Source organism: Bradyrhizobium sediminis, assembly GCF_018736105.1.
GTDB lineage: Bacteria > Pseudomonadota > Alphaproteobacteria > Rhizobiales > Xanthobacteraceae > Bradyrhizobium.
Window position 1 is genome coordinate 1,290,302 of the sequence record NZ_CP076135.1, and the last position, 24,035, is coordinate 1,314,336.

20 protein-coding genes and 1 tRNA gene are annotated in these 24,035 nt (G+C 65.2%); 11 read left to right on the forward strand and 10 right to left on the reverse strand.

Annotation, left to right across the window (positions count from 1 at the left end):
• Positions 1-114 precede the first annotated feature (114 nt).
• From KMZ68_RS06195 to KMZ68_RS06225, 7 genes are all read right to left on the reverse strand, one after another.
• Positions 115-2,598, reverse strand: coding sequence for an arylsulfatase (locus KMZ68_RS06195; RefSeq protein ID WP_215614959.1), 2,484 nt, complete (start codon positions 2,596-2,598; stop codon positions 115-117).
• A gap of 146 nt (positions 2,599-2,744) precedes the next feature.
• Complete coding sequence (locus tag KMZ68_RS06200) at positions 2,745-2,954, reverse strand: hypothetical protein (protein WP_215614960.1); 210 nt, start codon at positions 2,952-2,954, stop codon at positions 2,745-2,747.
• A gap of 237 nt (positions 2,955-3,191) precedes the next feature.
• Positions 3,192-3,815 (reverse strand): hypothetical protein, encoded by a 624-nt coding sequence (locus tag KMZ68_RS06205; protein WP_215614961.1) that lies wholly within the window; start codon positions 3,813-3,815, stop codon positions 3,192-3,194.
• Between the two features lie 609 nt (positions 3,816-4,424).
• Positions 4,425-4,661 carry a hypothetical protein gene (locus tag KMZ68_RS06210; protein ID WP_215614962.1) on the reverse strand — a complete coding sequence of 79 codons (237 nt, stop codon included), beginning with the start codon at positions 4,659-4,661 and terminating at the stop codon, positions 4,425-4,427.
• Between the two features lie 443 nt (positions 4,662-5,104).
• Positions 5,105-5,180: transfer RNA gene (locus KMZ68_RS06215), tRNA-Ile, on the reverse strand.
• 169 nt (positions 5,181-5,349) lie between these two features.
• Positions 5,350-6,540, reverse strand: a complete 1,191-nt coding sequence (locus tag KMZ68_RS06220) for an ABC transporter substrate-binding protein (protein ID WP_215614963.1) — start codon at positions 6,538-6,540, stop codon at positions 5,350-5,352.
• Between the two features lie 137 nt (positions 6,541-6,677).
• A complete protein-coding gene (locus KMZ68_RS06225) occupies positions 6,678-7,562 on the reverse strand; it encodes a helix-turn-helix transcriptional regulator (protein ID WP_215614964.1) in 885 nt (294 codons plus the stop codon).
• A gap of 85 nt (positions 7,563-7,647) precedes the next feature.
• On the opposite strand from KMZ68_RS06225, the gene KMZ68_RS06230 reads away from it, so the two are divergent.
• The 5 genes from KMZ68_RS06230 (at position 7,648) to KMZ68_RS06250 (ending at position 13,123) form a co-directional block, all read left to right on the forward strand.
• Positions 7,648-8,340 (forward strand): ABC transporter permease, encoded by a 693-nt coding sequence (locus tag KMZ68_RS06230; protein ID WP_215614965.1) that lies wholly within the window; start codon positions 7,648-7,650, stop codon positions 8,338-8,340.
• Between the two features lie 2 nt (positions 8,341-8,342).
• The gene (locus KMZ68_RS06235) at positions 8,343-9,065 is read left to right on the forward strand and encodes an energy-coupling factor ABC transporter ATP-binding protein (protein WP_215614966.1); all 723 of its coding nucleotides are present in this window, start codon (positions 8,343-8,345) and stop codon (positions 9,063-9,065) included.
• A 22-nt stretch (positions 9,066-9,087) separates the two neighbouring features.
• A complete protein-coding gene (locus KMZ68_RS06240; protein ID WP_215614967.1) occupies positions 9,088-9,924 on the forward strand; it encodes a substrate-binding domain-containing protein in 837 nt (278 codons plus the stop codon).
• Positions 9,925-10,032: 108 nt separating this feature from the next.
• A complete protein-coding gene (locus tag KMZ68_RS06245) occupies positions 10,033-11,154 on the forward strand; it encodes a molybdopterin-binding protein (RefSeq protein ID WP_215614968.1) in 1,122 nt (373 codons plus the stop codon).
• A 13-nt stretch (positions 11,155-11,167) separates the two neighbouring features.
• A complete protein-coding gene (locus KMZ68_RS06250) occupies positions 11,168-13,123 on the forward strand; it encodes a molybdopterin biosynthesis protein (protein WP_215614969.1) in 1,956 nt (651 codons plus the stop codon).
• Between the two features lie 170 nt (positions 13,124-13,293).
• Here KMZ68_RS06250 and KMZ68_RS06255 read toward each other — a convergent pair whose 3' ends face one another.
• The 3 genes from KMZ68_RS06255 to fdhD form a co-directional block, all read right to left on the reverse strand.
• Positions 13,294-14,031 carry an SDR family NAD(P)-dependent oxidoreductase gene (locus KMZ68_RS06255; protein WP_371741419.1) on the reverse strand — a complete coding sequence of 246 codons (738 nt, stop codon included), beginning with the start codon at positions 14,029-14,031 and terminating at the stop codon, positions 13,294-13,296.
• A gap of 25 nt (positions 14,032-14,056) precedes the next feature.
• Complete coding sequence (mobA, locus tag KMZ68_RS06260) at positions 14,057-14,626, reverse strand: molybdenum cofactor guanylyltransferase MobA (protein WP_249779614.1); 570 nt, start codon at positions 14,624-14,626, stop codon at positions 14,057-14,059.
• 70 nt (positions 14,627-14,696) lie between these two features.
• Positions 14,697-15,587 (reverse strand): formate dehydrogenase accessory sulfurtransferase FdhD, encoded by an 891-nt coding sequence (gene fdhD, locus KMZ68_RS06265; RefSeq protein ID WP_215606580.1) that lies wholly within the window; start codon positions 15,585-15,587, stop codon positions 14,697-14,699.
• Between the two features lie 94 nt (positions 15,588-15,681).
• On the opposite strand from fdhD, the gene mobB reads away from it, so the two are divergent.
• The 6 genes from mobB (at position 15,682) to fdhF (ending at position 24,000) form a co-directional block, all read left to right on the forward strand.
• Entirely contained in the window at positions 15,682-16,209 is a 528-nt protein-coding gene (mobB, locus tag KMZ68_RS06270; protein ID WP_215614971.1) for a molybdopterin-guanine dinucleotide biosynthesis protein B, read from the forward strand.
• A gap of 9 nt (positions 16,210-16,218) precedes the next feature.
• A complete protein-coding gene (locus tag KMZ68_RS06275; protein WP_215614972.1) occupies positions 16,219-17,475 on the forward strand; it encodes a molybdopterin molybdotransferase MoeA in 1,257 nt (418 codons plus the stop codon).
• Between the two features lie 60 nt (positions 17,476-17,535).
• A complete protein-coding gene (locus KMZ68_RS06280) occupies positions 17,536-17,784 on the forward strand; it encodes a sulfurtransferase TusA family protein (protein ID WP_215614973.1) in 249 nt (82 codons plus the stop codon).
• Positions 17,781-19,436 carry an OFA family MFS transporter gene (locus tag KMZ68_RS06285; protein ID WP_215614974.1) on the forward strand — a complete coding sequence of 552 codons (1,656 nt, stop codon included), beginning with the start codon at positions 17,781-17,783 and terminating at the stop codon, positions 19,434-19,436. Before KMZ68_RS06280 ends, KMZ68_RS06285 begins: the two co-directional genes overlap by 4 nt.
• Before the next feature lie 98 nt (positions 19,437-19,534).
• The gene (locus KMZ68_RS06290) at positions 19,535-21,238 is read left to right on the forward strand and encodes an NADH-ubiquinone oxidoreductase-F iron-sulfur binding region domain-containing protein (RefSeq protein WP_215614975.1); all 1,704 of its coding nucleotides are present in this window, start codon (positions 19,535-19,537) and stop codon (positions 21,236-21,238) included.
• Positions 21,235-24,000 carry a formate dehydrogenase subunit alpha gene (gene fdhF, locus KMZ68_RS06295; RefSeq protein WP_215614976.1) on the forward strand — a complete coding sequence of 922 codons (2,766 nt, stop codon included), beginning with the start codon at positions 21,235-21,237 and terminating at the stop codon, positions 23,998-24,000. The genes KMZ68_RS06290 and fdhF overlap by 4 nt, the downstream gene beginning before the upstream one ends.
• The last annotated feature ends 35 nt before the right edge of the window (positions 24,001-24,035 follow it).

Consider the following 24,035-nt stretch of genomic DNA (forward strand, 5'->3'; position numbering starts at 1 on the left):
AACGTTCGTCTTTCGGTCGCAAGCTGTGGGAGGGGTGCGGCGAAGCTTTGGAACATCTCGTGTTCGGGAGCGGGGAGCTTGCGCTCCCCGCTGTTCTGCTGTGCCTGACTCGGGCTAGTCGTTTGCTTTGGTCACGGCCTTCTGCATGACCTTGCGATCATCCTCAGCCAGTTGCTCCGGCCTGATCTTGTAGCTCAGCTTGTCAATCGTGCCGGTAAAGCGGAATGGCAGCTTGTAGCTGTCGTCGAGCGCCGTGCGGGTGTCGAGCCCAATGTCCAGAGATTCGTCAAGCGCCATCATGAAAGGAATGGAGTGGTCCATCTTCTGCTGCGACAGCACTTTGCCGTCGACTGAAAGCACGCCGGATCCGCCCTTTCCGAGTCCCGGTCCGTCATACTTGAAGTCGAATACGATCTTGTGCTTGCCAGGACTGAGCGACTGGCCCAGCCAGTCTTCGGCTCCGACACCTCCCTCCCAGCGATAGCGCTTCAGGTTGAGGAGGTTGTAGACAAAGACCGGCTTGCCCTTGAGCAGATAGAGCGCATAGCCACCGAACCGTCCACCCATCGTGGCGATCATGCCCTCGGCGCCGCCATTGGGAACGGTGATGTCGGCGGTGATCGTGTAGTCCCGGTTGAGAAGGCTCGGCGCGTTGGCGATCGGAATGCCGGCATTCTCGCCCACATAGGTGAACTCGGTTCGCCCCGCCGTGCCGCTCGGCCGCGGCGTGAGGAGGCGGGTGAGGACCGTATTGTCCAACGGCAGGACCTGATATTTCTGCGCTTCCGACAGGAACAGCGCCTGCATCTCCTTCAGTTTGCCGGGATTCGTCGCGGCGAGGTCACGGTTCTGCGAGAAGTCCTCGCTGATATTGTAGAGTTCCCACTTGTAGGAGGTGACATCGGGCAGCGGTCCTCCTGCCGCCGGCTTCCAGGGTACCAGCGCCGGCGTCGTGCCGGCGTACCAGCCGTCATGATAGATGCCGCGGTTCGCCATGATCTCGAAATACTGCGTCTCGTGCTTGGACGACGCATTGGCGTTCGCTTTGTCGAACGTGTACGTCATGCTCACGCCCTCGATCGGCTTTTGCGGAACGCCGTCGACGGAGGCCGGAGCCCGAAGGCCTGCCGCTTCGAGGATCGTCGGAACGATGTCGATCACGTGGTGGAACTGGCTGCGAATGCCGCCCACGTCGGTGATGTGGCCGGGCCACGAGATGGCCATGCCCTGCCTGGTCCCGCCGAAATGCGATGCGACCTGCTTCACCCATTTGAATGGAGTGTTGAACGCCCAGGCCCACGGCACCGCCATGTGCGGGTAGGTCTGATCCGAGCCCCAGGACTCGTAGTATCGCAGCAATTCGACCTCTGGCAGTTCGAGGACGCCATTGTAGACCGTCATTGTGTTCGGGGTGCCCTGCATCGAGCCTTCCGAACTCGTGCCGTTGTCACCGTTGATGTAGATGATCAACGTGTTGTCGAGCTTGCCCATATCCTCGACCGCCTGGATCACGCGCCCGATCTCGTGGTCGTTATAGGCGGTGTAGGCGGCAAAGACTTCGGCCTCGCGCGTGACGATCTTCTTTTGTACGACTGAGAGCGAGTCCCACTTCGGCAGCGAGTCCGGCCATGGCGTGAGTTCGGTGTTTGCCGGGATCACGCCGAGCCGCTTCTGGTTGGCGAAGGTCTGCTCGCGCAGCTTCTCCCAGCCCATGTCGAACTTGCCTTTGAACTTGTCGATCCATTCCTTCGTCGGATGATGCGGCGAGTGCGTGGCACCTGGCACGTAATAGACAAAAAACGGCTTGTCCGGCGCGGATGCGTTCAGTTGCTTCATGTACCCGATGGCGTCGTCCGCCATGTCGGTGACGAGGTTGTAGTCGGGCTTACCCACCCAGGGGAAAACCGGTGTGTGATCGCGGAAGAGGTATGGCTTCCACTGGTCGGACTCGCCGCCCATGAAGCCATAGAAGTATTGGAAGCCCATGCCGCTCGGCCATTGATCGAACGGCCCTGCTGCGCTGTACAGGTAAGAGGGCGTGTTGTGGTTCTTGCCGAACCAGGACGTGGCATAGCCGTTGTCCGACAGTATCCTTCCGATGGTCGCGTTCTCGGGGCCGATGACCGAGTCATAGCCCGGATACCCGGTCGCCAATTCGCTGATGTTGCCGAAGCCCACCGAATGATGGTTGCGGCCCGTGATCAGCGCCGCGCGCGTCGGCGAGCACAGCGCGGTCGAGTGGAACTGGGTATAGCGCAGCCCGGCATTGGCGATGCGGTCGAGGGCTGGCGTCGGAATGACGCCGCCGAAGGTGCTCGGCACGCCGTAACCGGAGTCGTCAGTCATGATCAGCAGCACGTTCGGTGCGCCCTTGGGCGGGACGACCGTCGGCGGCCACCACGGCTTCGAGTCCTTGGTCGTTTCGTTGATCACGCCGCCGAACTTGGGGGGCAGTGGCGGAAGTTGATCACCGGGAATAGTGATGGTCGCGGCTGGAGAACCCAGCGGCGGCCCGCTCGTCTGCGCTTGTTGTGCAAGCGCCGGTGCCGAGAGCGCCGATGTCAGAAACAACGTAGCCAATATCGCAGGAAAATTCATTGCAGGCCTCCCAGGAAAAGCAGACGCGCGTAAAATTATGTTGGAGAATTTTACAAAGCGAAGCGTTGAGGCAGATCAACGATGCTTCGCCTTCGCGCGAAAAATGCGCCCCAACTGGACTTGCCGTGCTAACCGCCAGAAAACACTCAGAGATTGTGAGCGGTCCAAACGTCCAAATCGTCAGATATGACGACATGCAGTGCGGCGCCGACTTCGGCGGCCTTGCGCGACTGCGCGGCGACGACGTCGCCCTTGGAGGATATCGCGGGCTTGCGGATCTGCTGGGCGTCGGAGGACTGGTCGCCCATGGTGTCGCCTGTTGTTCTTGACGTTGCGCCGAGCTGGCGAAGTGCCACCGACAATGGCACACCGCCAACGATCAAGACAAACGCGAAGGAGAGCAGGCATGCCGGGTGTGAAGCAGACGCGGGACGGGGCCGTCGGCCTCTTGACCCTGAGCGAGCCGGCGAGCCTGAATGCCATGACGCCCGATCTGCTCGGCGGCTTGGCCGCTTCGCGAGCGAAGGCTGGCGTGGCCCGGCAGGAATCGAACCTGCAGCCAGACCGCTATGAGCGGCTGTCGCCCGAATGTGTCAGCGGGAAATCACGCGCGATCCTGCAGGCCACTGGCGTTGTCCTTGCACCGGGCTCGCTCCGATTTCCCATCCTGCGCCGGCCCAGACCGCGTCTACCGCGCCGAGCACGCCTGCGGCGTCCTGCACAAAGAAAATGTTTGGAACGGCATTGGTCTGCAGCGCTCCGTCTTCACCGTTGGCCTGGAGTTTCAAGAGGCACCAAAGGTTGGTTAGTTTGGTCTCATGGCGATCATCGAGTTCGGCGATGATCTGGGTGTTGCTCGATGATCTGCTCAAAGCGTGAGTTTGAAACGTCACATCATCTGTATCGTCTTCGACCTTGACGGCGAAGCGGCGCATGAAAGTCGCGCCAAGCCAGGAAATTCTGGCGTCGGCCCCCGGTGAAATGTTCTCTTTGAAATGCTCGCCGGCCACGAACTTTTCATGGCGAGGGAGTGCGGATGTCGCCGGGGGATCGAATGGTTCTGCGGGCGGCGGCCGGTGGTGGCAGGTGCCCCTGAGGCCTGGAACCAGCGCCTCAAGGCCGGCGCGTGTCGGTTGGTTTTCAATCGCTGCCGAGCCGCTGTTTCCGACTGCGAGAAAGAGCAAGGCTGAGGAGATTAGGCTTAGCGGCTGGCGCATTTTGGTTTCCCTTGAATCTGATCGATGAGATCAAGGTAAACCAGAAGTTGAGCATGTAAATCTATTCATTAACGCTTGGTTAAGCATAAAAAGTAACAATAATTACATTATAATTTTATGCTAATACATAAGAATACTATATTTATATTTGTATATATTTGAATTTTCGAAATTACCGGGCCAGAATATTGGATTTACTGGTGTTTTGGGGTGCGGCGCGGCGATTCCAGTAGCTCTCGTTCGCCTATGGCGTCGCGCAACTGGACGAGAGGCGAGTTCGAGTCGGCGAGGTACATCCGCACGGCGGACGTTTCGCATCGATCGCTTCAATGAGCGGGAGACGATCCGCTGCGAATCAGTCTGACGATTTGAACAGTGCAGCGTTGCAGAGTTTGTGCGCCCTCCCTGGCTCGCCGGCTGGGCTCTGCCGGCGAACGGATGATGGGGGAGAGAGCAGCCAACTCCTCGGCCGCGCCTTCCGCGGCACCCGGCCCTGCGTGAACAACAACTTCTTTGGCGTGGATCGGCTCGCCACATTCAGAACAGACGGTTACCGGATCGAACAGCTTGCCGCACGTCTTGTGCTCATGAAGCAAGGGGCGGCCGCGTTCATCCACCATGCATCGCATCGCGATCGGCGACCCCCAATGCATCAGCCATCAGCTGTTCGCCGAGCGCCGGATCCGCATGGTCGATCGCGAATCCGTGTGGCGAGAGTTTTACCTGCAGGGGCGAGCATCGCCCTTCGGTGCTCGCCCGCCCGCTACGCACAGCGCCTGCGGCAGCCCTGGTTTGACCGGTTGCGGCCAGTGCCGTTGCCTCGTCGTGATCGGAAATTGTGTTCACGTCGATTTCTCCTCGGGCACGCGCACGGCAAGCGCGCGGGTTGCGGCAACGCGCAGGCAATCGTTCGCTGCGGCGAGCCGGTGCAACTTCAATTGTCGGGATTTTTAGCCTGCAATCGCGCCGAACAGCCGTTTGGCGGGGCCATGAGCGGCCTGAAAGTCGTGCGATGTTGAAAGTGTGCCGGTGATTTGCCCGACGTGTCAAAATGTTTTTGCCGGTCAAGCATCCATGCCGGCGACCCCCTTGTTACTTTGCATGGGGTTGTTTTCGATATTTTGGTTGGGAGCCCTTCGGAGCCGTAGCTCGCGGGCCGAGGAGCCCGCTTTGGCCCGTAGCTTCCAGTCCGTCTTCGCTTTCGCTGCGCTCAAGCTACGCCGGACACCACGCTTCGTCCTTCTGGTCTCCGCGTGGCTGCGCCACGCGAAGCCCGTCAGGGCGAAGCGTGGTGGGCCCGGCAGGACTCGAACCTGCAACCAGACCGTTATGAGCGGCCGGCTCTAACCATTGAGCTACAGGCCCCGCCGCAGGAGTGCCGCCGCGGGCGGCACGCAACGGTGCCGCCACCGTTTACAGGGACCGCCGCGATCCGGCAATGCCGGGCGTCCCTCTCGCCGTCATGCCCCGCGAAAGCGGGGCATCCGGTGCGCCGCGGCAAGCCCGGCCATGACGACGTGTTTGCTGATCCGGGCTACTTCTTCACCAGCGAACAGGCCGGATCGGGCGGGCCGAACGCTTCCTGTCCGGAAATCTTCGCCAGGATCTTGTAGTAGTCCCACGGATATTTCGACTCCTCCGGCTTCTTGACCTCGACCAGCATGAGGTCATGAACCATCAGATTGTCCTCGCGCAGCTTGCCGTTGCGGGAAAAGAAATCCTCGATCGGCTTCTCGCGCATCTTCGCCGCCACCTTGAGCGGTTCGTCGGTGCCGCTCTCCTTGATGGCGTTGAGGTAATACATCACGGATGAATAGACGCCGGCCTGCCACATCGTCGGCATCCGGTTCATCTTGGCGAAGTAGCGCTTCGACCATTCGCGGGTCTTGTCGTCCATGTCCCAGTAGAACGAGGTCGTCAGCAGCAGGCCCTGCGCCGCCGGCAGGCCGAGCGAATGGATGTCGGTGATCAGCGCCAGCAAGGCCGCCATCTGCTGGCCGCCCTTGAAGACGCCGAACTCGGCGCCGGTCTTGATCTCGTTCATGTTGTTCGGCGGCCCGCCGGCGATGCCGATGATCTTGGCCTTCGAGGCCTGGGCCTGCAGCACGAAGGACGACAGGTCCGGCGTCGCCAGCGGCGGGCGCACCGATCCCAGCACCTTGCCGCCGCTCTTGGTGACGACGCTGGCGGCGTCACGCTCCAGCGAATGCCCGAACGCGTAGTCGTCGGTGATGAAGAACCAGCTGTCGCCGCCGCGCTTCACCACCGCCTGCGCGGTGCCGACCGCGAGCGCACGGGTGTCGAACACCCACTGCATCGCATAGGGCGAGCAGAATTTGCCGTGGAAGTCGGCGGTGCCGGTGGAGTGAACGATCAGCAGCTTCTTCTTTTCGGTGGCGATGTTCTGCACCGCCAGCCCCACCGCCGACACCGGCACGTCCACGATCAGGTCGACCTGATCGACATCGTACCAGCGCCGCGCAATGGCGCCGCCGATATCCGGCTTGAGCTGATGATCGCCGACGATCACGCTGATCGGCTTGCCCAGCACCTTGCCGCCGAAATCGTCCACCGCCATCTGCGCCGCGGTCACCGAGCCCTGGCCGGTCGGCGTCGATGCCGGTCCATTCATGTCGGTGAGCACGCCGATCTTGACCACGTCGTCCGACACCTGCGCCAGCGCCGATGCCGATGACAGCACCACGGCCGCGAATGCGCCGAGCATGGATATTGTTCTGGCTGAAATCACTCTGGTCCTCCCATGACCGTTTCGGCGCGTTGGCCGTCATTGCTTGTTTCGGCGCTCGATAGCGCCAATTGGTCGCAATTGCAACTATTGGAAGGTCCGCGTCGGCCGGCCGCTCAGGCGGCGAAGCGGATTTGGCCCGCGGGAGCAGGGTCATATCCGCCGAGTTCGGCGGCCCGCTGCGCCAGCCGCTTCTGCCCGATGAAACCGATCAGCGCCTGAACAGAGGGGCGGAAATAGCTGCGCTGCCGCATCAATAGGTCGAAATTCTCCCAGAGCAGCGGGACGAAATCGAGACCCGCCGATTTCGCCGCGGCGCGGGTGGCAACGCCGCAGTCGGCCCTGCCGGCGCGGATCGCGGCCGCGAGATCGGGGCCGGTGAGACATGGCGGCTCGAGCCGGCGCAGGTCCTTGAGGCTGGCGCCGGCGCGCCTCAGCAGCACATCGAGCAGCATCTGCGCGCCGGCGCCGGGCTGCCGGACGGCCATCTGCGCGCCTGCAGCGACAACATCCGTCAGGCTGTGCAGCTGTTTGGGATTACCTGATGGAACCAGCAGGCCCTGTTCGCGTCGCGCCAGTCCGACCAGCACGGCATCGTGCAGCCCCGGCATTGCGCGCACTGCCGCGACATTGGCGTCTTCGCCGGTAACGTCATCGTTGTGGAAATGCACCGCCGCGGCGATCACCTCGCCGCGCTGCAGGCGATCGACGCCGCGCGCGGTGCCCTCGGTCAGCGACGCCAGGCCGGAGCCGGATTCGCGCAAGGTCCATTCCAGCAGATCGTCCTGGCTGCCGCCGACAATGGGCGGCGGGTCCGCCGCGATCATGCCGGCGGGACGTGCCAGTCCCGCAAGTACCCAGAGATCCAGCTCCTGGCGCGGAAACAGCCACTTGCCGGTCACCTTGCTGCAGGGGATCGCGCCCGAGGTCACGAGTTCGTAGAGCTTGCGCTCTCCGAGCCGGACATAGTCGGCAGCCTCGCTGGTGGTCAAAAACTCCATCCTGCACTCATATGCATATTTCTGCTTCTGTTCAATGAGTTGACATAAGCGGAATTGATGCGGAACAAGGCGGGTGGAGGGAGCAATGTCCGACCAGTCCAGCGCCTGGGAACTGATCCTGAACGGCGATGCCGCGCTGTTCGCGATCGTGCGGCTTTCGCTTGCCGTCAGCCTGTCCGCGGTGGCGCTGGCCGCTCTCGTCGGCATGCCGCTTGGCGCGCTGCTCGCCCTGAGCCGCTTTCCCGGACGATCCGTCCTGGTGGTGCTGCTCAATGCGCTGATGGGGTTGCCGCCGGTCGTGGTCGGGCTCGCGGTCTACCTGCTGCTGTCGCGATCCGGGCCGCTCGGGGCGATGGGCATCCTGTTCACGCCGACCGCCATGACCATCGCCCAGACCATCCTGATCGTGCCGATCATCGCGGCGCTGGCGCGCCAGACCATCGAGGATCTCTGGGTCGAGTATCGCGACGAGTTGACGGCGATGGACGTCAGCCCGGCCGGCCGCATGATGACGTTGTTGTGGGATGCGCGCTTCAGCCTGCTCACGGCGCTGCTGGCGGGTTTCGGGCGGGCCGCCGCCGAAGTCGGCGCGGTCATGATCGTCGGCGGCAATATCGACGGATTTACCCGCACCATGACCACCGCGGTGGCGCTGGAGACTTCCAAGGGCAATCTGCCGCTGGCGATGGGACTGGGGCTCGTTCTGGTCGCCATCGTCCTGGCGATCAATGCCGCCGCGTGGGGAACGCGCGTCTGGTCGGAACGGCAGGTGGGCTGACGATGCGCGCACCCTCCAGCGATCTTCCCCTCGTGCTCGATGGCGTCACGCTGCAGGCGGGCGCGACCGTGATCCTCGACCGGTTGAATCTCGCGATCACGCCGGGCGCGCCGACGCTGATCGTCGGGCCGAACGGCTCGGGCAAGAGCACCCTGCTGCGGATCTGCATGGGGCTGGCGGCGCCGTCGGCAGGCCGCGTCACCTGGGGCGGCCGGCCCGCGAGCCCGCCGGTGCGGCGCGCGATCCTGTTTCAGCGCCCGGTCATGCTGCGCAGAACCGCTGCGGCCAATGTCGCCTATGCGCTGGCGCAGGCCGGCATGCCGCACAGGGAACGCGCGGCGCGTGTCGCGTCATTGCTGGAACGCGTTGGGCTCGCCGATCTGGCGCAACGCCCGGCGCGGCGGCTCTCCGGCGGCGAACAACAGCGGCTGGCGCTGGCCCGCGCCCTGGCGCGCGATCCCGAGATCCTGCTGCTCGACGAACCCACCGCCAGCCTCGATCCGGCGGCGACGCGCGGCGTCGAGGAGATCGTGCTGATGGCGGCGCAATCCGGCATCAAGATCGTGATGGCCTCGCACGATCTCGGCCAGGTGCGCCGGCTCGCCGGCGAGGTGATTTTCATGGTTCGCGGCGCGCTGTGCGAGCGCGGCGCTGCCGCTGACTTTCTCGACCACCCGACGACGCAGGAAGCCGCCGCATTCCTGCGCGGCGATCTCGTGATCTGATTTGCCGCAACAGGAGTTCCCGATGACGTTTCGCTTTTCCTCATTCGCCTCGGCCATCTTGCTCGGCACGCTCGCCAGTCTCGCGCCGGGCCATGCGCAGGATCGCTCGATCGTGGTGGCCTCGACCACGTCGACCGAGGATTCCGGGTTGTTCGGCCATCTCCTGCCGATCTTCAAGGCCAAGACCGGCATCGAAGTAAAGGTGATCGCGCAGGGCACCGGCCAGGCGCTCGACACCGCGCGGCGCGGCGATGCCGACGTGGTGTTCGTCCACGCCAAATCGCAGGAGGAGAAATTCATCGCCGACGGTTTCGGCGTGAAGCGATTTGACGTGATGTATAACGATTTCGTGCTGATCGGCCCGAAGAGCGATCCGGCGGGAATCAAGGGCACCAAGGATATCGTTGCAGGGCTGAAGGCGATCCAGGCCAAGAGCGCGCCGTTCGTTTCGCGCGGCGACAGATCCGGCACGCACTCCGCCGAACTCGCGCTGTGGAAACAGGCCGGTATCGATATCGCGGCCGCCAGGGGCCCGTGGTATCGCGAGATCGGGCAGGGCATGGGCCCGGCGCTCAATACCGCCGGCGCCATGAACGGCTATGTGCTGTCCGACCGCGGCACCTGGATCTCCTTCAAGAACCGCGGCGAGCTCGAGATCGCGGTCGAAGGCGACAAGCGGCTGTTCAATCAATACGGCGTCATGCTGGTGAACCCCGAGAAATTTCCGAGCGTAAAGAAGGAATTCGGCCAGGCCTTCGTCGACTGGCTGGTCTCGGCCGAAGGCCAGGCGGCGATCGCGGCCTACAAGATCGACGGCCAGCAGCTGTTCTTCCCCAATGCGGAGAAGAAGGGGAGCTGAGCACGGCAGTGAGCCGAATCCATCATGTCGTCCCGGCGAACGCCGGGATGGCGCAAGTTTGGTGAGCGATGGTTGCCAAGGTAGCGATGAGTGGTCCACCATTGTCCCATGACTCCACCTCAGCGCCTGCCGGCCTCGCTCACCCCGCTCGACGTCGCGCTCGCGGCGCTGCTCGATGGCCTTGCGCCGGTTGCGCCTGTCGAGCTTCCGCTGACGCAGGCGCTCGGCTGTATCGCCGCGGACATGCCGCTGCTGCAAGCGCAGCCGCAGCATGACATCGCAGCCGGCGACGGCTGGGCCTTGCGCGCCCGCGACCTCGTCGGCGCGTCCTCTTATTCGCCATTGCCGCTGGCGACGCCGCCGGTCTGGGTCGAAGCCGGCGATTCACTGCCTGAGGCTTGCGACTGCGTGCTCGATTCCGACTCGGTCGATCAGGCCGGACCGCTCGTTCAGGTGCTTTCGGAGGCGATACCGGGGCAGGGGGTGCGCAGGGCGGGCGGCGACATCGCCGCTGGAACCGCTGTCGTAGAGGTCGGACGGCGCGTGCTGCCGCGCGATCTGCTGATCGCGCGTGCCGCCGGAATGGAGAAGTTGAGCGTACGGCGGCCTCGCCTGCGCCTCGTCAATATTCCCGCGGCCGGCCGGTCCGTGACGGCGCAACTGATCGCGGAGAGCGCCCGCAACGCCGGCGCCGACGTCGTTTGCGTCGAGGCCGCCGGCCGCGACGCGGCGTCGATCGCCAAGGCGCTCGACGCCGAGGCAGCCTGCGATCTGCTGCTGACGACAGGCGGCAGCGGCGTCGGCCGCACCGATGCGACCGTGACGGCGTTGGCGCAGCGCGGGAAACGCATCGCGCACGGCATCGCCCTGCAGCCCGGCCGCACCTCCGCCGTCGGCCGGATCGGCCAAACGCCGGTCGTTGCGCTGCCGGGCGCGCCGGACCAGGCGTTCGCGGCGTGGTGGACGCTGGCGCTTCCCGCGCTGGATCGGCTGTCGGGGCGGCGGCCGCGCAAGACGCTCAATTTGCCGCTGGCGCGCAAGATCGCCTCCGGCGTCGGCATCGCCGAAATCGTGCTGCTCAGACGGGAGCAGGGCGTCTGGGTGACGCTGGCGGCGGGCAATCTGTCGCTCGATGCCATCGCCCGCGCCGAAGCCTGGCTCGTGGTATCAGGCGGCGCCGAAGGTTTTGCTGCGGGCGCGCCGGTCGATGCCTATATGCTGCGGGAATGATAAGAGCCCCAGCATGAGCAACGCCAAAGCCCCGCTGCCGAATAACCCCGAAGGGATCGATCAGGACCAGTTCCTGACCGTGCTGTCGCGCGAACAGGCGCTGGCTCGTTTCGAGGCGGCGTTGTTTCCGCGCCCTGTTCCTGCCGAATCACAACTGCTGGCCGACGCGCTCGGCCGTGCGCTGGCAGAGGACATCGTGGCGCCGATCGACGTGCCGCCGTTCGACCGTTCCAATGTCGACGGTTTTGCGGTTCGCTCTGCCGATCTGGCGATGGCGGGAGAAGCCACGCCCGTTCGGCTGATGCTGAATGACGAAGTGATCGCCTGCGGCACAGCACCTGTGCGGCCGGTGCTGTCGGGGACCGCGACCTCGATTGCGACCGGCGGGCCGGTGCCGCGCGGCGCCGACGCCATTGTCATGGTCGAGCACACCCAGCCCGCGGGCCCGCGCGCGATCGAGATCCGCCGCGCCGCTTCGCCCGGGCAATTCGTGTCCTATGCCGGCTCCGACATCGCGCGCGGCGAAGCCTTGCTGCGGGCCGGCACCGTGATCGGTTCGCGTGAGATCGGCATGCTGGCGGCCTGCGGGATTTCGCAGGTGCTGGTCGCGCGGGCGCCCCGCGTCGCGGTGATCTCGACCGGTGACGAGTTGGTGCAGCCGGGAAAGCCGCTGCGCCCGGCCGCGATCTACGACACCAACGGCGCGATCGTCACCGCCGCGGTGAGCGAGAACGGCGGCGAGGCCGCATTCCTCGGCGCCGTCGCCGATGACGAGGAACAACTCGAAGCCGCGATGCGCAAGGCGCTTGCGGCCAACGACATGCTGGTGCTGTCCGGCGGCACTTCGAAAGGCGCCGGCGACCTCTCGCATCGCATCATCGCGCGGCTCGGCAAGCCCGGCATCATTGCCCACGGCGTCGCATTGAAGCCGGGCAAGCCGCTGTGTCTTGCGGTCTGCGACGGCAAGCCGGTGGTGATCCTGCCGGGATTTCCGACCTCGGCGATGTTCACCTTCCACGACATGATCGTGCCGGTGCTGCGCCGCATGGCGGGGCTGCCGCCGCGCTCCGATGCCAGGGTTAACGCCAAAGTCCCGGTGCGGATCGCCTCCGAACTCGGCCGCACCGAATTCGTCATGGTGTCGCTGGTCGAGGGCGATAGCGGCCTGATCGCCTATCCCTCTGGCAAGGGTTCCGGCGCGATCACCTCGTTCGCGCAGGCCGACGGTTTCCTGAAGATCGATGCGCTGGCCGACCAGATGCCGGCCGGCACCGAGGCCGAAGTCACGCTGTTCACGCCGCATGTGCGGGTGCCGGATCTCGTCATCGTCGGCAGCCATTGCACCGGGCTCGATCTCGTCACCGCGCCGCTGGCGCATGCGGGTCTCGTCGTCCGTTCGATCGCGGTCGGCAGCCTCGGCGGTCTCGCCGCCGCCAAGCGCGGCGAATGCGATTTTGCCCCCATTCATCTGTTCGACGAAAAGTCCGATAGCTACAACACGCCGTATCTTGCCGACGGCCTTGAACTGGTGCCAGGCTGGCGGCGGATGCAGGGCATCGTGTTCCGCAAGCGCGACAGGCGCTTCGATGGACGGAGCGCGCAAGCCGCGGTGCGCGCAGCGCTGGACGATCCCGCCTGCATCATGGTCAACCGCAACCAGGGCGCGGGCACCCGCATCCTGATCGACCGGCTGCTCGGTGACATCAGGCCCGACGGCTACTGGAACCAGCCGCGCTCGCACAACGCGGTCGCCGCCGCGGTGGCGCAGCACCGCGCCGACTGGGGCATGACGATTGCGCCGGTCGCGCAGGCCGCCGGCCTCGGCTTCATTCCCTTTGCCGAAGAGCATTATGATTTTGCGCTGGTGACGGCGCGCAAGCAGCGCCCGGCGGTGCAGGCGTTCCTGAAGGCGCTGGCGTCGGACGAAGGCCGCGCCGCGCTGGCGGGGGCGGGGTTTCGGCCGGCTTGATCCATGATTCTCATGTAAGGAACGCGAACTCCGACCTCATCCTGAGGAGCCGCGCGCTTGCGCGGCGTCTCGAAGGATGGCAGCAGGCTCGTTCTCTCCTCTCATCCTTCGAGACGCGGCCAAGTGGCCGCTCCTCAGGATGAGGGCGGAGTGTGGAGCCGTCATCTCGCTCAAATGAACGCCATGCCGCCGTTCAGCATGATGGTCTGGCCGGTCATGTAGTCGTTGCCGAGCACCATCAGCACCGCCTGCGCGACTTCATCGGGTTGCCCAAGCCGGCCGAGCGGGATGCGGGCGGCGAGATCGGAGCGGCCCTTCATCATGTCGGTTTCGATCAGCGACGGCGCCACCGAATTGACGGTGATGCCTTCCTTGACCAGCCGCGCCGCATAGCCGCGCGTCAGCCCTTCCATGCCGGCCTTGGAGGCGTTGTAGTGCACCCCGATCGCGCCGGCGCCGCGCGCCGCCCCTGACGAGATGTTGACGATGCGGCCCCACTTCTTGGCGCGCATCGCCGGCAGCACGGTCTGGGTGCAGAGGAAGGCCGATTTCAGGTTGACCGCGATGGTCGCATCGAAATCGGCCTCGGTCAGGTCGTCGATGCCGCGCACGCTCGCCATACCGGCGTTGTTGACGAGGATGTCGATCGGACCCAGCGCGAAGGCCACGTGGTCCACCATGTCGGCGACGGCTGATGCCCGCGACACGTCGGCGGCGACCGCGATCGCGCGGCCGCCCTTGCTCTTGATACCGGCCGCCACCGCGTCGGCCTCGGCTGCGCGTTCCCGGTAGTTCACCGCGACCGCGGCGCCGGCTTCGGCAAGCGCCATCGCAATCGCCGCGCCGATGCCGCGCGATCCGCCCGTCACCAGCGCGACGCGGCCGTTCAAATCCGGCTTGATGGTCATGGTCTCATTCCCTGCCAGCGGTGAATCAGCCTCCGTCCACCGCCGCCAGCCGCTCGGCTTCGGCGATGTCGTCCATGGTATTGGCGTTGAAGAAGGGATCGAGCGGCGCAATGGGCCACTCCACGGTGGCGAGCCGGTAGCGCGCGGTCCAGCGGTCGATCTTGCGGATGTCTTCGACAACCAACGCGTGGCGAAGTTGTTCGCGCAAGTCGACGCTCCACAAGCCGATCACCGGATGCGACTGGCCGCCGGAGGCTGCGACCGCGAGCTGCGCATTCTCCGCAATCCGCGCCGCATGCAGGCGCGCGACCAGATCGCGCGGCAGGAACGGACAGTCAGCGGCGGCGCTCAGCACCCAGGCTACCCCGGGCCTGACGGACGCGGCCCAGTCGAGCGCGGCCAAAATGCCGGCGAGCGGTCCCGGAAAATCCGCGACGCCGTCGGGCACCACAGGCAGCCCGAAGCTTGCGAACCGCGCCGGATCGCCATTGGCGTTGAGGATCAAGCCGTCGCATTGCGGCTTCAATCGCGCGATCACGCGCGCCAGAATGGTGCGGCCGCCGATCTCGCGCATCGGCTTGTCGCCGCCGCCCATCCGCCGCGCCAGCCCGCCGGCGAGCAGCACGCCCGGCGTCGCCGGCGCGTCTGTTGACGTCGCCGGGGTCTTACTCGTCACGTTCGCCGCCTTTGCGCTTGTGGCGCGCGGATTCTTCCTCGACGAAAGCAAGATTCTGGTCGTAGACGATTCGCTCCTGGCCCGACAGCGCGATGAAGCGTTTGCCGCGCGCGCGTCCGACCAGCGTCAATCCGACCTGCCGCGCCAGGTCGACGCCCCAGGCGGTGAAGCCGGAACGCGACACCAGGATCGGGATGCCCATCCGCACCGTCTTGATCACCATTTCGGAGGTCAGCCGGCCCGTGGTGTAGAGGATCTTGTCGGCGGGATCGACGCCGTGGCGGAACATCCAGCCCGCGATCTTGTCGACGGCGTTGTGGCGGCCGACGTCCTCGGTGTAGCAGACCGGCGTGCCTTCCTTGCACAGCACGCAGCCGTGGATCGCGCCCGCTTCCAGGTAGAGCGAAGGCATGGTGTTGATCGCGTGCGTCATCTGGTAGAGCCAGGAGGTGCGCAGTTCGGCCTGCGGCAGCGCCACGCTTTCCACGGCCTCCATCAGATCGCCGAACGCCGTGCCTTGCGCGCAGCCCGAAGTCTGCGTCCGCTTCTTCAATTTCTGTTCGAAATTGGTGTGATGCTCGGTGCGCACCACCACCACCTGCAGGTCGTCGTCATATTCGACCTCGGTGACGACGTCGTCGTATTTCAGCATGTTCTGATTGAGCAGGTAGCCGAGCGCCAGATACTCCGGATAATCCCCGATCGTCATCATGGTGACGATTTCCTGCGCGTTCAGGTACAGCGTCAGCGCCCGCTCGACGGGTACGTTGATCTCGACCGCGGCCCCGGTCTGGTCGGTCCCGGCGACGCGCTCGGTCAGCCGCGGGTCGTGCGGGTCGGGGACGATCAGGGGGACAGGGGCCTTGTCGATCTTCATCATAGTCCGGGAGGCTAGCATGACATTCGCCGTTAGCCGATATAAAGCACCTCGAGGCAAAGCATAGCCCGGTTCCGCCGGCGGCTCGGAGAGTAAGATGAAAGTGATTGGGCTCGCCGGGTGGAGCGGCGCCGGCAAGACGACGCTGTTGAGCCGCGTCATCCCCCATCTGCTCGGCCAGGGCCTGCTTGTCTCCGTGATCAAGCACGCCCACCACAGTTTCGATGTGGATACTCCGGGCAAGGATTCCTGGGTGCACCGGCAGTCGGGCGCTACGGAAGTGCTGGTGTCCTCCGGCAAGCGCTGGGCCCTGATGCACGAATTGCGGGGGGCCTCCGAGCCGCGGCTGCCGGAACTGCTGGCCAAACTGTCGCAGGTCGATCTGGTCGTGGTCGAGGGTTTCAAGTCCGAGCCGCATCGCAAGATCGAGGTGCATCGCGCCGCCAACGGCAAGCCGCTGCTGTTTCCCGACGATCCCGGCATTGCCGGCATCGCCGCCGATGCGGCGGTGGAGACCACGCTGCCGGTAGTCCATCTCGATGACATCCCGGCCATTGCCGCTATGATGCAGGGGTCCGCGATACCGGTCGAGGACGTGCTGGCGCGAAGCGCCGGCAGAACCTGAGAAGGCCAGATGGCGCAGTTGTCCGACGATTGCTTTGCCTTCGGCGGGCCGATGATGTCGGTCGATGAGGCCGTCGGGATCATCGCCGCGCGGGTGACGGCGGTGCGCGAGGTCGAGACGGTTGCGCTCGCGCAAGCCGACGGGCGGATACTCGCTCGCGACATTGCGGCGCCGCTGGCGCTGCCGCCGTTCACCAATTCCGCCGTCGATGGCTACGCGGTGCGCAGCCGCGATCTGCCGCAGGGCGAGGAGCAGGCGTTTGCGGTGACCGGACGGATCCAGGCCGGCGCATCCGCCGGGAACGCGATTCCGCCGGGCCATGCAGTGCGGATTTTCACCGGCGCGCCGATGCCCGATGGCGCCGACACCGTGTTCATGCAGGAAGATGTCCGGATCGACGACGCGGGCAGGGTAGTGCTGCCGGCGGGCCTGAAGCCCGGCGCCAATGTGCGCCCCGCCGGCGAAGACATCGCTTTGGGTTTTGCCGCGCTCAAGGCGGGCCGGCGGCTGCGGCCGCAGGATGTTGCGCTCGCCGCCGCGTTCGGCCTGAACGAGATCGATGTGAAGAGGCGCATCCGCGTCGCGGTGTTCTCGACCGGCAACGAAATCGTTTCGCCGGGAACGCCGCGCGCGCCGTCGCAGCTGTTCGATTCCAACCGCTTCATGCTGATGGCGATGCTGGCGCGGCTGGGCTGCGAGGTCGGCGATCTCGGCATCGTCAGGGACGATCGCGCCTCGCTGGCCGACGGCCTGAAGAAGGTGGCCGGCACCCACGACCTGATCCTGACCACCGGCGGCGTTTCGACCGGCGAAGAGGATCACGTCAAGGCCAGCGTCGAAAGCGCAGGCTCGCTGGTCTTGTGGCGGATGGCGATCAAGCCCGGCCGTCCCGTGGCGATGGGGATCATCGGCGGCACGCCGTTCATCGGGCTGCCGGGAAATCCGGTGGCGAGTTTCGTCACCTTCGTCCATGTGGTGCGGCCGACCATTCTGGCGCTGGCGGGTGCCGCGCAAGCGCCGCTGGTTGCGATGCCGGTGCGCGCCGCCTTCACCTACAAGAAAAAGTCCGGCCGCCGTGAATATGTCCGGGTGAGCTTGCGCAAGGGCGACGACGGCGTGCTCGAAGCGGCAAAATTTCCGCGCGAGGGCGCGGGACTGTTGTCGTCGCTGGTCGACACCGACGGGCTGGTCGAACTCGGCGAAGAGATCACGCAGGTTCAGCCGGGCCAGACCGTCGGGTTTCTTAGTTATGCAAGCCTGATCTGAATCTCGGCTGGCCCGGCGTTGTCCGTTGACGATGTGACCCCGCTTCGCCATGTTCGCCTCATGACCCAGACAACACTCGACCTCACCGGCCTGAAATGTCCGCTGCCCGCCTTGAAGACGCGCAAGGCGCTGAAGGCGCTGAAGCCGGGCGACCTGCTGGAAGTTCTTTGCACCGATCCATTGTCAGTGATCGACATCCCCAATCTGATCCGGGAAACCGGCGACAAGATCGAAATCACCGAGCGCGCCGAACGGCACATCGTGTTCCTGATCGAGAAGATCGATAGCGCCGGGGCGCAGGCCGGATGAGCGTGAGCCAGGCCGCGCAGGCGGGCGCGCTGCCCGGCGCCGGCATTCTCGATCGCGAGCGGACGATTGCGACCGCCGGCTTCAACCGCTGGCTGGTGCCGCCGGCGGCGCTCTGCATCCATCTGTGCATCGGCATGGCCTACGGCTTCAGCGTGTTCTGGCTGCCGCTGTCGCGCGCCCTCGGCGTGGATGCGCCGAAGTCCTGCCCGGATATGTCGCTGATGCAGGAGCTGTTCACGACGACCTGCGACTGGCGCGTCGCCAGCATGGGTTGGATGTACACGCTGTTCTTCGTGCTGCTTGGCGTCTCCGCTGCGATCTGGGGCGGCTGGCTCGAACGCTCCGGCCCGCGCAAGGCCGGCTTCGTTGCCTCGCTGTGCTGGGTTGGCGGCCTCTTGATCGGCGCTCTCGGCATCTACCTGCATCAGCTCTGGCTGCTGTGGCTCGGCTCCGGCGTGATCGGCGGCATCGGTCTCGGCATCGGCTACATCTCCCCGGTGTCCACTTTGGTGAAGTGGTTTCCTGATCGCCGCGGCATGGCCACCGGCATGGCGATTATGGGTTTCGGCGGCGGCGCCATGATCGGGGCGCCGCTCGCCGACCTGCTGATGAATTATTTCATGACCCCGGCCTCGGTCGGCGCCTGGGAAACCTTCGTCGCCATGGCGGCGATCTATTTTTGTTTCATGATGATCGGCGCGTTCCGCTATCGCATTCCGCCGCCGGGCTGGCGTCCTGACGGCTGGACGCCGCCGCGCCAGGACAATGCGATGATCTCGCAGTACAACGTCCACCTCAACGACGCGCACAAGACCAGGCAGTTCTGGATGATCTGGATCGTGCTGTGCATGAACGTGTCGGCCGGCATCGGCGTGATCGGCATGGCCTCGCCGATGTTGCAGGAGATCTTCGCAGGCTCCCTGATCGACCGGCCCGGCGTCAGCTTCAACGCGCTCTCGACCGAGCAGAAGGCAGCCATCGCGGTGATCGCGGCCGGCTTCACCGGCCTGTTGTCGCTGTTCAACATCGGCGGCCGGTTCTTCTGGGCGTCGCTGTCGGACTATATCGGCCGCAAGAATACCTATTTCGTGTTCTTCCTGCTCGGCATCGCGCTTTACGCGCTGGCGCCGACCTTCGCCGATATGGGCTCGATACTGCTGTTCGTCGCCGCCTTCTGCATCATCCTGTCGATGTATGGCGGCGGCTTCGCCACGGTGCCGGCCTATCTCGCCGACATGTTCGGCACCCAGTTCGTCGGCGCGATTCACGGCCGGGTGCTGACGGCGTGGTCGACCGCCGGGATCATCGGTCCGGTCGTGGTGAACTATATCCGCGAGGCGCAGCTTGCCGCCGGCGTGCCGCGCGATCAGCTCTACAACACCACCATGTACATCCTGTGCGCGATGCTGATCGTCGGCCTGGTCTGCAACTATCTGATCAAGCCGGTCGACGCCAAATGGCACATGAGCGCCGAGGCGGTCGCGAGGCTGCAGGCGGCCAGTGCGAGCAGCGCGGCGGCGGCGCAGCCCGGCTCGTTCGGCATCGGCAAGGGCGGGCTCGACGTTGAGGCCGCGCTGTTCTGGGCCCTGGTCGGGGTTCCGCTGGCGTGGGGTGTGTGGAAGACCATGGAAAGCGCGGTCAAGATCTTCTGATCGGGCCGGCCACCCGGAATGGCACTCTTTTTTCTTGGCATGTGGTATGCCACGGACTAGGATTGCCGACCGGGGGAAACTGGGAATGAGATGTTTCAATGAGTCATGACGTCCAGACAGTGCGCTCGTTCGAGCATCCCGGCGCGGGGCGAAAACGGGCCAAATCGACCCCCAAGGGCCGCCAGGTCGACCCCCAAGCAGCTGAAGAGATTGCACTTTTGCTGGGCGATCGGCCGCGCCGGCGCGACCTGTTGATCGAGCATCTGCACCTCATCCAGGACCAATACCACCAGATTTCCGCAGCCCACCTGGCCGCGCTGGCCGACGAGATGAAGCTGTCGTTTGCGGAGGTGTTCGAGACCGCAACCTTCTACGCCCATTTCGACGTGGTGAAGGAGGGCGAGCCGGATATCGCGCCGCTGACCATCCGGGTCTGCGATTCCCTGACCTGCGCCATGCTGGGCGCGGAAAGACTGCTGCAGGGGCTGGAGACATCGGCCGGCCCCGGCATTCGCGTGGTGCGGGCGCCCTGCGTTGGCCGCTGCGACACCGCGCCCGCGGCCGAAGTCGGCCACAACTTCGTCGATCATGCCGATGCTGCGAAAGTGCTGGCGGCGGCCAAGGCCGGCGATACCCACGCGCATCTTCCGAAATATGTCGACTACGATGCCTACCTCGGCGGTGGCGGCTACCAGCTGCTCAAGCGTTTGCGCGCGGCCGAACTGGCCAAAGAGGATTTGCTGAAGGCGCTCGACGACGCGTCCTTGCGCGGGCTCGGCGGCGCGGGTTTCCCCACGGGGCGGAAATGGCGCGCCGTGCTGGGCGAACCCGGGCCGCGGCTGATGGCGATCAACGGCGACGAGGGCGAGCCCGGCACCTTCAAGGACCGCTACTACCTCGAGACCGATCCGCATCGCTTCATCGAGGGCATGCTGATCGGCGCGCATGTCGTCGAGGCCTCCGAGGTCTACATCTACATCCGCGACGAATACCCGGCCTCACGCGAAATCCTGACGCGCGAGATCGCAAAGCTGCCGCCGGGTGGCCCCACGCTGCACATGCGGCGCGGCGCCGGCGCATACATCTGCGGCGAGGAATCCTCGCTCCTGGAGAGCATCGAGGGCAAGCGCGGCCTGCCGCGGCACAAGCCGCCCTATCCGTTCCAGGTCGGCCTGTTCGGCCTGCCGACGCTGATCAACAATGTCGAGACGCTGTGGTGGGTGCGCGACATCGTCGAGCAGGGCGCCGAGTGGTGGAAGGGCCACGGCCGCCATGACCGCCAGGGCCTGCGTAGCTTCTCGGTATCTGGGCGGGTGAAGAATCCAGGCATGAAACTCGCACCGGCCGGCATCACGGTGCGCGAGCTGATCGACGAATATTGCGGCGGCATGGCCGACGGCCACACCTTCCACGCCTACCTGCCGGGCGGCGCGTCGGGCGGCATCCTGCCGGCCTCGATGGACGACATCCCGCTCGATTTCGGCACCCTGGAGAAATACGGCTGCTTCATCGGTTCCGCCGCTGTCATGATCCTGTCCGACCGGGACAGCGTGAAGGGCGCGGCGCTGAACCTGATGCGCTTCTTCGAGGACGAGAGCTGCGGCCAGTGCACGCCCTGCCGCGTCGGCACCCAGAAGGCGGCGCTGTTGATGCAAAAGCCGGTGTGGAACCGTGAACTGCTCGACGAATTGAGCCAGGCGATGCGCGATGCGTCGATCTGCGGCCTCGGCCAGGCGGCCTCGAATCCGCTCACGACGGTCATTAAATACTTCCCCGACGAGTTCAAGGAAGCGGCGGAATGACGAAGATCCAGTTCGAACTCGACGGCCAGCAGGTCGAGGCCGTCAACGGCGAGACCATCTGGCAGGTGGCAAAGCGCCAGGGCCGCGAGATCCCGCATCTCTGTTATTCGCCGGAGCCGGACTACCGGCCCGACGGCAATTGCCGCGCCTGCATGGTCGAGATCGAGGGCGAGCGGGTGCTGGCGGCCTCCTGCAAGCGCACGCCGAGCGTCGGCATGAAGGTCAAATCGGCGAGCCCGCGCGCGACTGCCGCGCAAAAGATGGTGATGGAATTGCTGGTCGCCGACCAGCCAGCGCGCGCAACCTCGCACGATCCCGATTCGAAATTCTGGCACTGGGCCGAAAAAACCGGCGTCACCGAAAGTCGCTTTCCCTCGGCGGAGCGCTGGGAGGGTGACGCCAGCCATCCGGCGATGCGCGTCAATCTCGACGCCTGCATCCAGTGCGGGCTGTGCGTGCGCGCCTGCCGCGAGGTTCAGGTCAACGACGTCATCGGCATGGCGTATCGCAGTCATGAATCCAAGATCGTATTCGACTTCGACGATCCGATGGGGGAATCGACCTGCGTCGCCTGCGGCGAGTGCGTACAGGCCTGTCCGACCGGCGCGCTGATGCCCGCGGTGATGCTCGACGACAAGCAGACCCGCGTCACCTATGCCGACCGCAAGGTGGATTCGCTGTGTCCGTTCTGCGGCGTCGGCTGTCAGGTCACCTATGAGGTCAAGGACGAGAAGATCATCTATGCCGAGGGCCGCGACGGCCCGGCCAATCACAACCGGCTCTGCGTCAAGGGACGTTTTGGATTTGATTACATCCATCACCCGCATCGCCTGACCAAGCCGCTGGTGCGGCTGCCGAATGCCAGGAAGGACGCCAACGACCAGGTCGATCCGGCCAATCCCTTCACGCATTTCCGCGAAGCGTCCTGGGAAGAGGCGCTCGATCTCGCGGCCAAGGGCCTCGTCAAGATTCGCGACAAGAAGGGCGTCAAGGCGCTGGCCGGTTTCGGCTCCGCCAAAGGCTCCAACGAGGAAGCGTATTTGTTCCAGAAGCTGGTGCGCACCGGCTTCGGCTCCAACAACGTCGATCACTGCACGCGGCTGTGCCACGCCTCGTCGGTCGCCGCCTTGATGGAAGGCCTCAACTCCGGCGCGGTGTCGGCGCCGTTTGCGGCGGCCATGGACGCCGAAGTCATCATCGTGATCGGCGCCAATCCGACCGTGAACCACCCGGTCGCCGCGACCTTCATCAAGAACGCGGCCAAGCGCGGCGCCAGGCTGATCGTGATGGATCCGCGCCGGCAGACGTTGTCGCGCCATGCCGACAAGCACCTTCAGTTCAAGCCCGGCAGCGACGTTGCGATGCTGAACGCGATGCTCAACACCATCATCAGCGAAGGCCTGACCGACGAACAATATATCGCCGGCTATACCGAAGGCTTCGACGAACTGAGAGAGCGCATCAAGGAATTCACGCCGGAGAAGATGGAGCCGATCTGCGGCATTCCGGCCGAGACCCTGCGCGAAGTGGCGCGGATCTATGCGCGCTCGCGCGCTTCCCTGATCTTCTGGGGCATGGGCATCAGCCAGCACGTCCACGGCACCGACAATGCGCGCTGCCTGATCGCGCTGGCGCTGGTCACCGGCCAGATCGGCCGTCCCGGCACCGGGCTGCATCCGCTGCGCGGCCAGAACAACGTGCAGGGGGCTTCCGACGCCGGCCTGATCCCGATGTTCCTGCCAGATTACCAGCCGGTCGGCCGCACCGACCTGCGCGAACCGTTCGAAAAGCTCTGGCACCAGGACCTCGATCCCGTGCGCGGGCTGACCGTGGTCGAGATCATGAACGCGATCCATGCCGGCGAAATATCAGGCATGTATATCGAGGGCGAAAACCCGGCGATGTCCGACCCCGATCTGCAGCACGCCCGCGGGGCGCTGGCCAAACTCGAGCATCTGGTGGTGCAGGACCTGTTCGTCACCGAAACCGCGTTTCATGCCGACGTGATCCTGCCGGCCTCGGCATTCGCCGAGAAATCCGGCACCTTCACCAACACCGACCGCCGCGTGCAGCTGGCGCGCGAGGTGGTCAAGCCGCCGGGCGACGCGCGGCAGGATCTCTGGATCATCCAGGAAATCGCCAGGCGCATGGGACTGCCCTGGAACTACGCCGGCCCGGCCGACGTCTTCACCGAGATGACAGAGGTGATGCCGTCGCTGCACAACATCAGCTGGGAGCGGCTGGTGCGCGAGGGTGCGGTGACCTATCCGGTCGACGACCCCGACAAGCCCGGCAACGAGATCATCTTCACCACCGGGTTCCCGACCGCGAGCGGCCGCGGCAAGATCGTGCCGGCGAATGTCTCGCCGCCGGACGAATTGCCGGACGGCGAATACCCGATGGTGCTCTCCACGGGCCGCGTGCTCGAACACTGGCACACCGGCTCGATGACGCGGCGCTCACAGGTGCTCGACCAGATCGAGCCGGAGGCGGTGGCGTTCATGTCGCCGAAGGACATGCGGAAGCTGCAGGTCTGGCCGGGCGACAAGGTGCGGCTGCAAACCCGCCGCGGCGCCGTCGAGGTCAAGGTGCGTTCCGACCGCGACGTGCCGGAGAACATGGTGTTCATGCCGTTCTGCTACGCCGAAGCCGCCGCCAACCTGTTGACCAACCCCGCGCTCGATCCGTTCGGCAAGATCCCCGAATTCAAGTTCTGCGCGGTCAAGGCCGAGCGCGCCGAGGTCCGCGCCGCGGCGGAGTGAATAGGAAATGATCGTCCGGCCGCCGCGTGACCGCG